This is a genomic window from Amycolatopsis sp. 505, assembly GCF_031625235.1.
Lineage (GTDB): Bacteria > Actinomycetota > Actinomycetes > Mycobacteriales > Pseudonocardiaceae > Amycolatopsis.
The window spans coordinates 11,776-24,385 of sequence record NZ_JACKQP010000015.1; the positions used below are offsets into that span (position 1 = coordinate 11,776).

The following is a 12,610-nucleotide window of genomic DNA, read 5'->3' on the forward strand; positions in this document are numbered from 1 at the left end:
ACCTTGGGATGCTGGGCGCATGACGGACACCCCGGCCCGGTTGCTCGGCCTGCTTTCGCTGCTCCAGACGCCTCGCGAGTGGCCGGGCAGCGAACTCGCCGAGCGGTTGGGCGTCAGCCCGCGCACCATCCGCCGCGACATCGAGCGGCTGCGCGACCTGGGTTACCCGGTCGAGGCCAGCCGAGGCGTGGCGGGCGGGTACCGGCTGGTCGCCGGCACCGCGATGCCACCGCTCGTGCTGGACGACGAGGAAGCCGTCGCGATCGCGGTCGGCTTGCGGACCGCCGCGGGACAGTCCGTCTCCGGGATCGAGGAGGCGTCCGTGCGGGCGCTCGCCAAGCTGGAGCAGGTCCTGCCGGCCCGGCTGCGCCGGCGGGTGGGCACGATCGGCACGGCGACGGTCGCCGTGCCCGCCACCGGGCCGGTGGTCGACCCGGCGCAGCTGACCGTGTTCGCCGGCGCGATCACCAACCACGAGACGGTCCGGTTCCGCTACCGCGCTCACGACGGCGCCGAGACCCGCCGCCGGGCCGAGCCGCTCCGGCTGGTGGCCGCGGGCCGCCGCTGGTACCTGGTCGCGTACGACCTCGACCGGGCGGACTGGCGCGTGTTCCGCGCCGACCGCGTCCGCGACGCCCAGGCGACCGGCGGCCGGGTGGTGCCGCGCCGGCCGCCCGCCACGGACTTGGCGGCGTACGTGCTCGAGCGGTTCTACGACCTGGCGCCCTCGTACCAGGCGGTGGCTGTGCTGGCGGAGCCGGCGTCGCAGATCGCTCCCCGCCTCGGCCAGGCGGCGGGCGAGCTGACCGATCTCGGCGACGGCCGGTGCCGGTGGCGGAGCCACTCGGACACGTTGGACTGGCTCGCGTTCCGGCTGCTGGGGCTGGGGTGCGGGTTCACGGTCGAGGAACCGTCGGAACTGGTGGCGCACTTGAAGGTGCTCGCGGACCGGGCGGCCGCGGCCGTGCCGGACTGATCGGGTTGCCGGGTAGCGCGCTGCCGGCACGCGGTGGGACGCCACGGCACGCGGATCGGCCGGTGTCCCGGGCCGGACAGCGAAGTCGATGCTCATCGGATTCCTCCGTTCGATGAAGTCGGAACCGACGGCCGGTGGGCCGGTCCACCCTGCGGACCGGCCCACCGCCGCCGGTCAGGCAGGCTCACCTCCGTCCAGGTCCGTGCGCCTGCTCGGCGGCACGGGGAGGTAGCAGCCCGGGTGCTCCGGATCGCAGCCCACGCGAGGCAGGCGGGCGCGGATGCCGCCGGGGGTGCGCTCGAAGTACGCCGCGATCTGCGCGACGCTCTCCCCCGCGATCCACCGGCTCTCCAGCTCCGCGTCCATCTGCTCGTTCCACGGGCGGCCCTGCTGGGCAGGACGGCCCGCGGATCTTCGCCGCGGCCCGCGGCGCTCGCCGGTCGCGGACAGCAATCCGTCCGCGACGAGCTCCGCCACCGTGTCCGCCACCGCGACGTCGAGGTCGAGGCTGCCCTCGGCCACCGGTTCGCCGCCGGGAGCGGCCGCCTCCAGGGTGATCATCACCCGGGGCGTGGGTTCGGCGCGGTCGACGTCCGTCCTGGTCGAGACCACGATCTGGTAGGTGTTGTCAGCTGCCCGGACCTCGGTCCGGCGCTCTTCGATGATCGACATGCCACGAAGCTAGCGCGCACCCCCGACAATTTTCGGCCACGCGCTGCTCACGGCCCACTCCGCTCCGAAATTGTCGGACCCCTCCCCTAACGTCCCCGGCGACCACGAACCGTCACGAGGAGGCGACGATGGGGCACCGGCGGACAAGACGCTGCCCCGGTCCGGAAGCACCGGACCGGGGCAGCGGGATGGAACGGGTTCGCTCAGAAGTGCAGCAGCTGGGCCAGCGCGTTCTGCTTCTCCTGGGCGGCCTTTGCGGAGGTGTCCGACTTCTGCGCCGAAGGCTCGCCGGGCACCGGCACCGGATCGCACTGGACGTCCGAGTGGTTGCCGGGCCGGCGCTTCGGCAGGGCGCCGGTGGCCAGGTAGTCGGCGACCTTGTCGTCCACACAGGCCACGCCAGACAGCGAACCGGCGTGCGTCGTGCCGCCCGGCGCGCTGATCAGGCTCGAGTTCGGGAACAGCTTCCGCACCTCGAGGCTGCCGGTGTACGGCGTGGCGGCGTCGAGCTCTTCGCTGATGAGCAGGGCACCGGCCACCTTGCGGCCGTCGATGTTCACCGGCTTGCCCGCCTTCGCCGGCCAGAACGCGCAGGGCGCGTTGAACCAGGCGTTGCCCCAGGTCTCGAACGGGGCCTTGAAGTAGGTGAGCCAGTTGTCGACCCGCCACCGGTTCCAGTCGGTCGGCCACTGGACGTCGGTGCACTGCACGCCGAGGTACACGGCGAAGCCGTTGTCGTCGCCCGGCGGGTTCGAGTTGTCGTAGAGCGTCTTGAGCGTCTGCCAGTCACCCTTGTGCACGTAGCCGTCGAAGGCCTGGGCCATCTTGACCCAGCCGAAGACGTAGTAACCGGCCTGCAGGAAGACGTCGGTCCACTCGTCGCCGCCGATGACCCCGCCTGCCGGCTCCTTGGCGAGCTTGCGCTGCGTGTCGTACCACAGCTTCTCGACCGCGTCGCCGGTCTTGCCCAGGTGGTAGACGTCGTCGTGCTTCGCGAGCCAGTCGAAGTAGATCTTGATGTTCTTGTCGAACGCGACGTCCTGGTCGAGGTTGGCCTGGTACCAGACCTTTCGCGGGTCGACGTTGCCGTCCAGCACCATCCGGCGGACGTTCTTCGGGTACAGCGTGCTGTACACCTGGCCGAGGTAGGTGCCGTAGGAGAAGCCGTAGTAGTTGATCTGCTTCTCGCCGAGCGCCTTGCGCAGGCTGTCCATGTCCTGCGCGACGTCGGTCGTCTTGAGGTGGTCGAGGATCGCGCCGTTCTTGCGGCACGCGTCGGCGTACCCCTTCGAGCGGGCGAGCCAGGCTTTCTCCAGCTGCACGGTGGCCGGCACGTACGCCGGCCGGTTGTAGCCGAAGTAGTTCCCGTCGCAGCTGATGGCGGGCTTGCTGGAACCGACGCCCCGCGGGTCGAAGCCGATCCAGTCGTAGCTGTTCCCGGCGCCGTTCGGCACGTACTGGCCGAGCACCGAAAGGCCGAGGCCGGAACCGCCCGGGCCGCCCGGGTTCACCAGCATGACGCCCTGGTACTGCGCGGTCTTGTGCTTGATCCGCGAGACCGCGAGGGAGACCTTCGCCCCGCCCGGCTTCGCGTAGTCCATCGGCACCTCGAGGAAGCCGCACTCGGCGCCGTTCTCCTTGAGGCTCCCGGACGCGCAGGGCCCCCAGGCGATCGGCGCGGGGGTGAACTGCACCCCGGGTTCCGCCGAGGCGGCGGGCGCGGCGGCCATCAGCCCGGCCGCGAGCCCCGCGGCGGCGACGGCGGCAACGATTCTTTTCACAGTCGTCCTTTTCATCCGCTTTCGACGGCGTTCGCCAGATTTCGACGAAACTACCGGCAACCCTGGACAATCTCGTCGACCGACGCGGCTTCCGCCATCCGTCTTTCGTCGGGACCTGCGGGCTCCGCGGGGCGCCGGAACTGTCGGTGGCCGGCAGTACGCTCCGGGGCGCCCGAGCCCGACAGGAGGACGGATGAGCGCGGACGAAAGGCTGGTCAAGGCGATCCGCGCCGGGCTGGCCGAGCTGGCCGACCCGGCGAAAGCACCGGCGATGCAGGCGTACATGAAATCGGCCATGCCCTTCCGCGGGGTGCCGAAACCCGAGCGCAGCACGCTGCTCAAGCGCGTCCTGGCCGACCACACATTGACCGATCGGGTGACATTTTCGGCGACCGTCCTGGGGTTGTGGCGAACCGCGGAATTCCGCGAGGAGCGCTACGCGGCCATCGATCTTTCCGGGTACCGGGCCTACCGGCGGTGGCAGGACCCGGACCTGCTGCCGGTGTACGAGGAAATGATCGTCGGCGGGGCCTGGTGGGACTACGTCGACGAGGTCGCGATCCGGCGGATCGGCCCGATCCTCCGTGAGCACCGCGGCCGCGTGACGCCGACGATGCTGGCTTGGGCCCACGACGCCGACCTCTGGCGCCGCCGGACCGCGATCATCTGCCAGGTGGGAGCCAAGGAGGACACCGACACGGACCTGTTGACCCGCGCCATCGAGCCGTCGATCGCCGAGCCGGAGTTCTTCCTGCGGAAGGGGATCGGGTGGGCGCTGCGGGAGTACGCGAAGACGGCGCCGGACTGGGTGCGGTGCTTTGTGGACGATCACCCGGGGTTGTCCGGGCTGTCGAGACGGGAGGCGCTCAAGCACCTCGGCTGAGATCCGGCCGCGGGGGGCGGCTGGCGTACCGGGAGGGTCGACCCGCGGACCCGTACGGTGGGGCGCGTGTCGGGGTCGGCTCGCGTGCCAGGACGGTCGGGTTGCGTACCCGGGACGGTCGGCTCGCGTGCCCGATGGGGCGATCCGCGTGATCAGCGGGGCGACTCGCGTGCTCGAAAAGGTATCTCGCGTGATTGGGAGACATCTCGCGTGATTGAAGGCGCGACTCGCGTGATTGAAGGGACGACACTCGTGATTAGAGGGACGACACGCGTGATTGGGGGGTCGACACGGGTGGCGGTGGCGGGCCGGCCCCTCCTGCCTGGGCGGGAGGGGCCGGGTGACCGTCAGGCGCGGAGGGTGGCGTTGTAGCGCTCGCCCGCCGCCGCCACTGCCGCGTCGCGGGCCTTGGTGGCCTCGTCGACCGTCAGGGTGCGGTCCGGTGCGCGGAAGCGGAGCTTGTACGCCAGCGATCGCTTGCCCTCGCCGACCTGCTCGCCCGTGTACACGTCGAACAGCGTGATGTCCTCGAGGAGCTCGCCCGCGCCCTCGCGCAACACCGAAGCGAGGTCTGCCGACGGGACCTCGGCGGCCGCCACCAGGGCGACGTCGAGGAGCACCGGCGGGTAGCCCGAGACGCTCGGTGCCGGGCGGGAGTCCGGCAGCGGGATCGCGTCCAGGTCCAGCTCCATCGCCACCGTGCGCGGCGGCAGGCCGAGGGCCTCGACCACCTTCGGGTGCAGCTCGCCCGCGTGGCCGACCGGCCAGTCGCCGACCCGGAGCTGGGCGCAGCGGCCCGGGTGCCACGGCGGGAGGTCGGCCGCCTGGACGGTCAGCTCGACGCCGGCCGCCTCGGCGATCGTGCGGGCCGCCTGGACCGCGTCGGCCCAGTTCGCCTGCTCGCCCGGGCCCCACCAGCCCGCGCGGTGCCGGTTGCCCGCCAGGACCACCGCCACGTGCAGGGGCTGCTGCGGCACCGCCGCCTCCAGCAGGGCCAGCTCCTCGTCCGACGGCCGGTGGTCGACGCCGAGGTCCGGGACCTTCAGCGGGTTCGGCGCCGGGAGGACCACCTGGCCGATGTGGTACAGCGAGACGTCCTTCATGCCGCGGGACACGTTGCGCTGCAGGGTGTCCAGCAAGCCCGGGAGCAACGTCGTCGCCAAGCGGTTGCGGTCGGCTTCCAGGGGGTTGCGGACCACCACCGCGTTGCGGCGGACGTCGTCGGCCGGGAGGCCGAACGCGTCCCACACCGCGTCGCTGACGAACGGGAACGGGCGCACCTCGACGTACCCCGCCTCGGCGAGCGCCCGGGAGACACTCCGGACTCGCCGCTGGCCGTCGGTCAGGCCGCGGCCGGCCGGAGCGGCCGGCAGGACCGACGGGATGCTGTCGTAACCCTCCAGGCGCAGCACCTCTTCGACGAGGTCGGCCGGCTGGCGCAGGTCGCCGCGCCAGCTCGGGGGGATCGCCGTGACCAGGCCCGTTCCGTCGTCGCCCGTGCCGACCGAGACCTTGCAGCCGATCTGGGTGAGCCGGCGGACCGTGACACCGCGCTGGTAGCTCACGCCCGCCACCTTGTCGGGCAGGTTGATCGGCATGACGACCGCCGGGTTCGGCTCGACGCCGCCCTCGTCGGTGCGGCCGGGCTGGATGGCCGCGTCGCCGTACTGGCGCAGCAGCCGGGCGGCCAGCTCGACCGCCGCCGCGCAGAGCTGCGGGTCAGTGAACCGCTCGAAGCGCTTGGCGGCCTCGGAGAACAGCTTGTGCCGCCGCGCGGTGCGGCTGATCGCCGCCGGGTTCCAGTGGGCCGCCTCGAGCAGCACGTCGGTGCTCTCCGGCGTGATCTCGGTGCTCGCGCCGCCCATCGTGCCGGCGAGCGAGATGACGCCGCTGTCGTCGGCGATGACCACGTCGTCCGGGTCGAGCGTGCGCTCGACGTCGTCCAAAGTGGTCAGTTTCTCGCCCGGCTTCGCCCGGCGCACCACCAGATCGCCCTGGATGGCCTTGGTGGCGAACGCGTGCAGCGGGTGCCCCAGCTCGAGCATCACGTAGTTCGTGACGTCGACGGCCAGCGAAATCGACCGGATGCCGGCCAGCATCAGCCGCCGGCGCATCCGCCACGGCGTCGGCGCGGTCGCGTCCAGGCCGGTGACCCGGCGCAGCACGAACCGCGGGCAGCCTTCCGGGTCCTCGATGTGCACCGGCCAGGCGTCACCCTCGGCCGCCGGGACCTCCAGCAGCGCCGGGTCGCCGAAGGGCACGTCGAGGGCGTTCGACAGCTCGCGCGCGAGCCCGCGGATCGACAGCGCGTAGCCGCGGTCCGGGGTCGGGGCGAGCTCGATCACCGAGTCGTTGAGGCCGAGCAGTTCGTGGGCGTCGTCGCCCGGGCTCGCGGTGCCCGGCGGGAGCACCAGGATGCCGGTGTGGTCGTCGCCGAGGCCGAGCTCGCGGGCCGAGCAGATCATGCCGTCGCTGATCCGGCCGTAGGTCTTGCGCGCGGAGATGGCGAAGTCGCCGGGCAGGACGGCGCCGGGCAGCGCGACGACGACCAGGTCGCCCTCGGCGAAGTTGCGCGCGCCGCAGATGATGCCGCGGGTCTTGATGCCGTGCGGGCCCTCGTCGAGCTCGCCGGCTTCGTCGTCGTCCTCGTCCTCGTCGTCGAGGTCTTCGTCGTCGAGCTCCTCGGCTTCGTCGGCGGGCTCGCCGACGTCGACGCGGCAGAAGCGCACCGGCTTCTTGAACTCGGTGAGCTCCTCGATCTCGGCGACCCGGCCGACGACCAGCGGGCCGGTCACGGGGCCGAGCTCGCGCAGGTCGTCGACCTCGATGCCGATCCGGACGAACGCGTCGGCCAGGTCCTGCGGCGTGACCTCGTCCGCGAGATCGAGGTGTTCGGTCAGCCAGCTGACTGGGACTCGCACTACGCCTCCGTTCCGAAGGGAAGGGTGAAGCGGACGTCGCCCTCCACCATGTCGCGCATGTCCGGGATCCCGTTGCGGAACTGCAGGGTGCGCTCGATGCCCATGCCGAAGGCGAACCCGGAGTACACCTCGGGGTCGACGCCGCAGGCGCGCAGCACGTTCGGGTTGACCATGCCGCAGCCGCCCCACTCGACCCACCCGGGGCCGCCCTTCTTCTCCTCGAACCACACGTCCACCTCCGCGGACGGCTCGGTGAAGGGGAAGAAATGCGGGCGCAGCCGCGTCTTCGAGCTCTCGCCGAACATCGCGCGGGCGAAGGCGTCCAGCGTGCCCTTGAGGTGGGCCATCGTGATGCCCTTGTCGACCGCGAGGCCCTCGACCTGGGTGAACACCGGGGTGTGGGTCGAGTCGAGCTCGTCGGTGCGGTACGTCCGGCCGGGGCAGACGACGTAGACCGGGAGGTCGCGGTGCAGCAGCGTGCGCGCCTGGACCGGCGAGGTGTGCGTGCGCAGCACCAGGCCCGAGTCCTCTTCGCCGACGTAGAACGTGTCCTGCAGCTGCCGGGCCGGGTGGTCCTTGCCGAAGTTCAGCGCGTCGAAGTTGAACCACTCGGCTTCGAGCTCGGGACCTTCGGCGACTTCGTAGCCCATCGCGACGAAGGCGTCGGCGACGCGCTCGGAGATGGTGCTGATCGGGTGCCGGGCGCCGCGCGGGATGCGATCCCACGGCAAGGTGACGTCGACGGCCTCTTCGCGCAGCACGCGCTCGTCCCGCTCCACCTGGAGCTCGGCGCGGCGCGCGTCGAAAGCCGCCTGGACGGCCTGCCGCGCTTCGTTGACGCGCTTGCCCGCCTCGGCCTTCTCCTGCTTGGGCAGGGCGCCGATCCCGCGGCGGGCCAGGCCCACCGGGGACTGGTCACCGAGGTGGGCCGGCTTGACCTCGGCCAGCCCTTCGAGCCCGGTCGCGGCGGCGAACGCCGCTTCGGCGGCCTTGACCGCCTCCTGCAGCGTCTCGGGGGCGAGCACCGCGCCCTGTGCTTCCTTCTCCGTGGCTCCGGACATAACTCCTCGGCGTCCGCTGGGACTGGTCGTTCACGCGCCGCCGCACACGGCGCGCGAGAGGTCAAAGGCGGGAAAAGTCTATGGGATCGGCTCCGCGCGCCCCCGGTCGCCCCGGAGGCGCGCGGACGCGCGGTCAGCGCTCGCGGAACGCCTCGGAGAAGTCGACCGACGCGAACTCGCCGGGCACCACGCCCTCGGCGGCGTAGCGGTACAGCGCGGTCTGGTAGATGCCGGACAACGTGGTGACGAAGACCGCCACCAGCAGGGTCCAGACGATCGCCAGCCCGACCGCGACGAACACGGTGGCCGTGCCGCCGAGCAGGAAGCCGGCTCCGAGGAGCACGACGTAACCGGCGAAGGTCAGGAGGAAACCGACCAGGCCGAGACCGGCGGTGCCGGCGACGTTCTCGCCCCAGGCGCGGCGGAACAGCTCGACCGACCGCTTGACGCTCGCCTTCACCCCCGTGCCCTCGAGCACGACGACCGGCAGCACGAGGTACGTCGTGAACCGCCAGGCCATGCCGATCAGGCCGCTGATGATGCTGCCGAGGAAGCCGAGCCGCTCTTCGATCGTCCGCAGCACCACGCTGACCGTCGCGGTCACGCCGGCCCAGCCGAGCAGCGCCGGCCAGCGACGGCCGGCCGCGGCGAGGCCGGCGCCGACCCCCGGCATGCCGCCGTCACCACGCAGCGCGACGTCCGCCTGGGAGATCAGGGCGGCGTTGAAGAAGATCGTGACGAACGCCGAGACGAGGTAGAAGGCCGCGAGCAGCACGTACGTGCCGGCGGTGGGCCGGAAGTTTTCGGCCTCGAGGTGGACGGTGAAGAACGCGGGTGTCAGGAACACCGCGGCGACCAGCAGCCCGGCGATCCCGGCGAGCACCGGAAACCACGCCAGGCCCTTGTGGGCGCGCAGCACCTTGAACGAAGCGGAAAACAGCGCGAACGAACGGGCGAGCCTGCCCATGGAACCCCCCAATATCGGCCACAATGGATATTGCGGGAGCCTACTCGCAGGTCAGCGCCGGGCCGCCATCGCGCTCGTGTAGACGCAGACGGCCGCCGCGGTGGCCAGGTTGAGGCTCTCCGCGCGGCCGTACAGGGGGATCCGGACGGCGAGGTCGGTCCGGTCGAGGACGTCGGCGGGCAGGCCGTGGGCCTCGTTGCCGAACACCCACGCCGTCGGCGCCGCGAGGTCCACCCGATCGAGTTCGGCGTCGGCGTAGCCGTGGGCGGCGAACGTCCGCAGGCCCGCGGCCGAGCAGGCGGTCAACGCGCCCGCGATGTCGCGGACACGCGCGATCGGCAGGTGGAAGAGGCTGCCGGCGGCCGCGCGGACGCACTTGCCGTTGTGGGGGTCGACCGTGTCACCCGCCAGGACCACCGCGTCGGCGCCGGCCGCGTCGGCGACCCGGATGACCGTGCCCGCGTTGCCGGGGTCGGCGACGTCCACGAGCACGACCACGAGCCGCGCGTCCGGCGTCACGGCTTCCCCGAGGGGCCGGTCCAGCAGCGCGCAGACGGCCACGATGCCCTGCGGCGTCACGGTTTCCGATAGCCCGTCGGCGGCGCGGTCGGTGATCGGCGAGACGCCGACGCCGGCCGCGCGGGCGGCGTCGACGAGGTCCGCGTGCTGCTCCGCCGCGCGCGCGGTGACGAACAGCTCGTGCACGGTGCCGTGCTCGAGCGCCGCCTCGACCGCGTTGGCGCCTTCGGCCAGGAACCGGCCGGTCTTGTCGCGTTCCGCGCGCCGCGTCAGCTTGCGCGCAGCAACGACCCGGGGGGTCCGTTCGGTGAACGGTTCCGCCCCGGGTCGGTGAAAGCTGCCGGTCAGGCCGACTTCGCTTCGCCGGTGTTGACGTTGGCCTTGGCGAGCTCGGCCAGCGCGGTGAAAGCGGCGGCGTCGTTGACGGCGAGGTCCGCGAGGATCTTGCGGTCGACCTCGACACCCGCGGCCTTGATGCCCTGGATGAACCGGTTGTAGGTCACGCCGTTGGCGCGGGCGGCCGCGTTGATGCGGGTGATCCACAGCTGGCGGAAGTCACCCTTGCGGGCACGGCGGTCCCGGTAGGCGTAATTCAGCGAGTGAAGCGTCTGCTCCTTGGCCTTGCGGTACAGCCGCGAACGCTGGCCGCGGTAGCCGCTGGCCAGTTCGAGAGTTGCGCGACGCTTCTTCTGGGCGTTGACCGCCCGCTTGACGCGTGCCACGGGTCCATCCTGTCGATATCGGGGGGCGAGGGGGACGCCCCGGGTGGGTTACAGCAAGTTCTGCGGGATCAGATGCCGAGCAGGCGCTTGACGCGGCCGACCTCGGTCTTCGACACCTCGGTGGTGCCCTCGAGACGGCGGGTCACGCGGCTGGACTTCTTCTCCATGCGGTGGCGCCGGCCGGTCATCTGGCGGCGCAGCTTGCCCGTACCCGTCTTGCGGATGCGCTTGGACGTCCCGCTGTGGGTCTTCATCTTCGGCATTTGGTGTCCTCTTTCGTGCGGCGGCTCACCGGAGAACCGGTGAGCCGCTGACTCGTGCTGGTCGGCGCCTACGCCTCGGGGGCCTGCTCGGGGGCGGGCTCGGCCTTGGCCTTCGGCTTCACGTTCTTGTGCGGGGCCAGCACCATGATCATGTTGCGGCCGTCCTGCTTGGCCGACGACTCGACGAACCCCAGTTCGGTGACGTCTTCGGCGAGCTTCTGCAGCAGCCGGTAGCCGAGCTCCGGCCGGGACTGCTCGCGGCCGCGGAACATGATCGTGACCTTGACCTTGTTGCCCGCCGCCAGGAAGCGCGACACGTGACCCTTCTTGGTCTCGTAGTCGTGCTGGTCGATCTTGGGGCGCAGCTTCTGTTCCTTGATGACGGTCAGCTGCTGGTTGCGCCGCGACTCGCGGGCCTTCTGCGCGCTCTCGTACTTGAACTTGCCGAAGTCCATGAGCTTGCACACCGGCGGGCGGGCCTGCGGCGCGACCTCGACGAGGTCGAGGTCGTTCTCCTGCGCCAGGCGCAGCGCATCCTCGATCCGGACGATGCCGACCTGTTCGCCGGCGGGTCCGACGAGACGGACCTCCGGCACCCGGATTCGGTCGTTGATGCGTGTCTCGGAGCTGATGGGGCCTCCTTGGTCCGAGGAATGTTTCCGGTTCTCGTTTCGACCTGGTGCCCACATAGCGAAGGCCCCGACACCGTTCGGTGCGCGGGGCCCACTCTGTTTCCGATCGTGCCCCGGAGGACACTCCTTCACCCCGGAGGGGTGAGACCGGACCCGGCCACCTGTACGGTGACGCGGGTGGGAGCGGGGCTCCACTTGCCGCCCCCGATCGCTCGGGGGCTGGTCGCTCGTGGAAGGGTACCAGACGTGTCAGAACAACCCTCCGAACAGCCCCCGTATTCCCCCGAAGCCCGCCACCTGGAGGACATCCCCAGCGTGGAGGTGATCAGCCGCGCGGCGGTGATGCTGCTGTCGGCCGGCGCCGAGCGGCTCGGGCTCGCCGACGCCGACCCGGCGACCTCCCCGCACCGCGACCTCGACGAGGCGCGACGGCTCATCACCGCGCTCGCCGGGCTGGTGACCGCCTCGGCGGAGTACCTCGGCCTGCACGCCGGGCCGTTGCGGGACGGGCTGCAGTCGCTGCAGAAGGCGTTCCGGGAGGCTTCGGCCGTTCCGGACGAGCCCGGGCAGGGACCCGGGGAGAAGTACACCGGCCCGGTCTACTGATTCGACTGCTCTCATCGGCCGGGGCGAACATCGGGAGGAGCAGGCCGGGCACCACCGCCCGGCCTGCCCGCGGCAGACTCCCGCATCGTGCTGACTCCCCTCGTCGCCGGCGTCTTCGCGCTCGCCGGAGTTCTCCTCGGAGCATTCCTCGAACCGGTCAAGGCTCGTGTCGCGGCCCGGACCCGGTTGCGGGAGGAACGGGCACTGCGCTCCGCCCAGCTCGTCGAGGCCGCGACCATTGCCCGTGACGCGGTCCTGTGGCTCTTCCGCACCGTACGCACGGTGGCGCCACCACTACCCGCGGACGCCGAACTGATCGCCGAAGCGGAACAGCGCTATTGGAGCGCCCGGAGCGACATCAAGAAGGCCTTGCTGCTCCTTCGCCTGGTCGGGCCGGACGAGCTCATCGCGGGCGCGGTGGCGGTCGCCGAGGCCGACCGGGATCTGCGGAAGCTGTGGTTCGACCGCGATCCGGCGGCCCGCCAGTCGCATTCGAACGAGATGTTCGCCGCGTTGGAGCGGGGTCGGCTCGCCCTCGACGAGTTCACCGACCTCGCCCGCCGGCTCACCACACCGCGCTGAGCGACGACCCTTGCCTGGCTCCGGC

Annotated in this window: 13 protein-coding genes; 4 read left to right on the top strand and 9 right to left on the bottom strand. The window is 71.5% G+C overall.

What is annotated here, in order from left to right; all coding sequences use genetic code 11:
• The first annotated feature begins 19 nt into the window (after nt 1–19).
• Nucleotides 20–976 (top strand): YafY family protein, encoded by a 957-nt coding sequence (locus H5965_RS41315; RefSeq protein WP_310976564.1) that lies wholly within the window; start codon nt 20–22, stop codon nt 974–976.
• Between the two features lie 174 nt (nt 977–1,150).
• Here the strand turns inward: H5965_RS41315 and H5965_RS41320 are convergent, their stop codons facing one another.
• Both H5965_RS41320 and H5965_RS41325 read right to left on the bottom strand, forming a co-directional pair.
• Nucleotides 1,151–1,648, bottom strand: a complete 498-nt coding sequence (locus H5965_RS41320; protein ID WP_310976566.1) for a helix-turn-helix domain containing protein — start codon at nt 1,646–1,648, stop codon at nt 1,151–1,153.
• A gap of 203 nt (nt 1,649–1,851) precedes the next feature.
• Nucleotides 1,852–3,429, bottom strand: a complete 1,578-nt coding sequence (locus H5965_RS41325) for an alpha/beta hydrolase (RefSeq protein ID WP_310976568.1) — start codon at nt 3,427–3,429, stop codon at nt 1,852–1,854.
• A 193-nt stretch (nt 3,430–3,622) separates the two neighbouring features.
• On the opposite strand from H5965_RS41325, the gene H5965_RS41330 reads away from it, so the two are divergent.
• Nucleotides 3,623–4,312: a DNA alkylation repair protein gene (locus tag H5965_RS41330; protein ID WP_310976570.1), complete on the top strand. Its 690-nt coding sequence runs from the start codon at nt 3,623–3,625 to the stop codon at nt 4,310–4,312.
• Nucleotides 4,313–4,659: 347 nt separating this feature from the next.
• On the opposite strand, the gene pheT is transcribed toward H5965_RS41330, so the two are convergent.
• The 7 genes from pheT to infC all read right to left on the bottom strand — a co-directional run bounded on the left by pheT (nt 4,660) and on the right by infC (nt 11,454).
• Nucleotides 4,660–7,233, bottom strand: a complete 2,574-nt coding sequence (gene pheT, locus H5965_RS41335) for a phenylalanine--tRNA ligase subunit beta (protein WP_310976571.1) — start codon at nt 7,231–7,233, stop codon at nt 4,660–4,662.
• The gene (gene pheS, locus H5965_RS41340) at nt 7,233–8,294 is read right to left on the bottom strand and encodes a phenylalanine--tRNA ligase subunit alpha (protein WP_310976573.1); all 1,062 of its coding nucleotides are present in this window, start codon (nt 8,292–8,294) and stop codon (nt 7,233–7,235) included. Before pheS ends, pheT begins: the two co-directional genes overlap by 1 nt.
• 133 nt (nt 8,295–8,427) lie before the next feature.
• Nucleotides 8,428–9,261: a DUF6159 family protein gene (locus H5965_RS41345; protein ID WP_310976575.1), complete on the bottom strand. Its 834-nt coding sequence runs from the start codon at nt 9,259–9,261 to the stop codon at nt 8,428–8,430.
• 51 nt (nt 9,262–9,312) lie between these two features.
• A complete protein-coding gene (locus tag H5965_RS41350; protein ID WP_310976815.1) occupies nt 9,313–10,128 on the bottom strand; it encodes an RNA methyltransferase in 816 nt (271 codons plus the stop codon).
• Nucleotides 10,125–10,502, bottom strand: a complete 378-nt coding sequence (gene rplT / locus H5965_RS41355; protein ID WP_004559056.1) for a 50S ribosomal protein L20 — start codon at nt 10,500–10,502, stop codon at nt 10,125–10,127. Before rplT ends, H5965_RS41350 begins: the two co-directional genes overlap by 4 nt.
• Nucleotides 10,503–10,570: 68 nt before the next feature.
• Nucleotides 10,571–10,765, bottom strand: a complete 195-nt coding sequence (rpmI, locus tag H5965_RS41360; protein WP_043780277.1) for a 50S ribosomal protein L35 — start codon at nt 10,763–10,765, stop codon at nt 10,571–10,573.
• A gap of 68 nt (nt 10,766–10,833) precedes the next feature.
• Entirely contained in the window at nt 10,834–11,454 is a 621-nt protein-coding gene (gene infC / locus H5965_RS41365) for a translation initiation factor IF-3 (RefSeq protein WP_086840451.1), read from the bottom strand.
• Nucleotides 11,455–11,643: 189 nt separating this feature from the next.
• On the opposite strand from infC, the gene H5965_RS41370 reads away from it, so the two are divergent.
• A complete protein-coding gene (locus H5965_RS41370) occupies nt 11,644–12,003 on the top strand; it encodes a DUF1844 domain-containing protein (protein ID WP_191313234.1) in 360 nt (119 codons plus the stop codon).
• A gap of 87 nt (nt 12,004–12,090) precedes the next feature.
• The gene (locus H5965_RS41375) at nt 12,091–12,585 is read left to right on the top strand and encodes a hypothetical protein (protein WP_310976580.1); all 495 of its coding nucleotides are present in this window, start codon (nt 12,091–12,093) and stop codon (nt 12,583–12,585) included.
• Nucleotides 12,586–12,610 lie beyond the last annotated feature (25 nt).

What these genes read in the sequence shown, in the direction of transcription:
- rpmI (WP_043780277.1), bottom strand. Translation starts at nt 10,765, where the DNA reads ATGCCGAAGATGAAGACCCACAGCGGGACGTCCAAGCGCATCCGCAAG.
- H5965_RS41345 (WP_310976575.1), bottom strand. Translation starts at nt 9,261, where the DNA reads ATGGGCAGGCTCGCCCGTTCGTTCGCGCTGTTTTCCGCTTCGTTCAAG.
- pheS (WP_310976573.1), bottom strand. Translation starts at nt 8,294, where the DNA reads ATGTCCGGAGCCACGGAGAAGGAAGCACAGGGCGCGGTGCTCGCCCCC.
- H5965_RS41320 (WP_310976566.1), bottom strand. Translation starts at nt 1,648, where the DNA reads ATGTCGATCATCGAAGAGCGCCGGACCGAGGTCCGGGCAGCTGACAAC.
- H5965_RS41330 (WP_310976570.1), top strand. Translation starts at nt 3,623, where the DNA reads ATGAGCGCGGACGAAAGGCTGGTCAAGGCGATCCGCGCCGGGCTGGCC.
- H5965_RS41315 (WP_310976564.1), top strand. Translation starts at nt 20, where the DNA reads ATGACGGACACCCCGGCCCGGTTGCTCGGCCTGCTTTCGCTGCTCCAG.
- infC (WP_086840451.1), bottom strand. Translation starts at nt 11,454, where the DNA reads ATGTGGGCACCAGGTCGAAACGAGAACCGGAAACATTCCTCGGACCAA.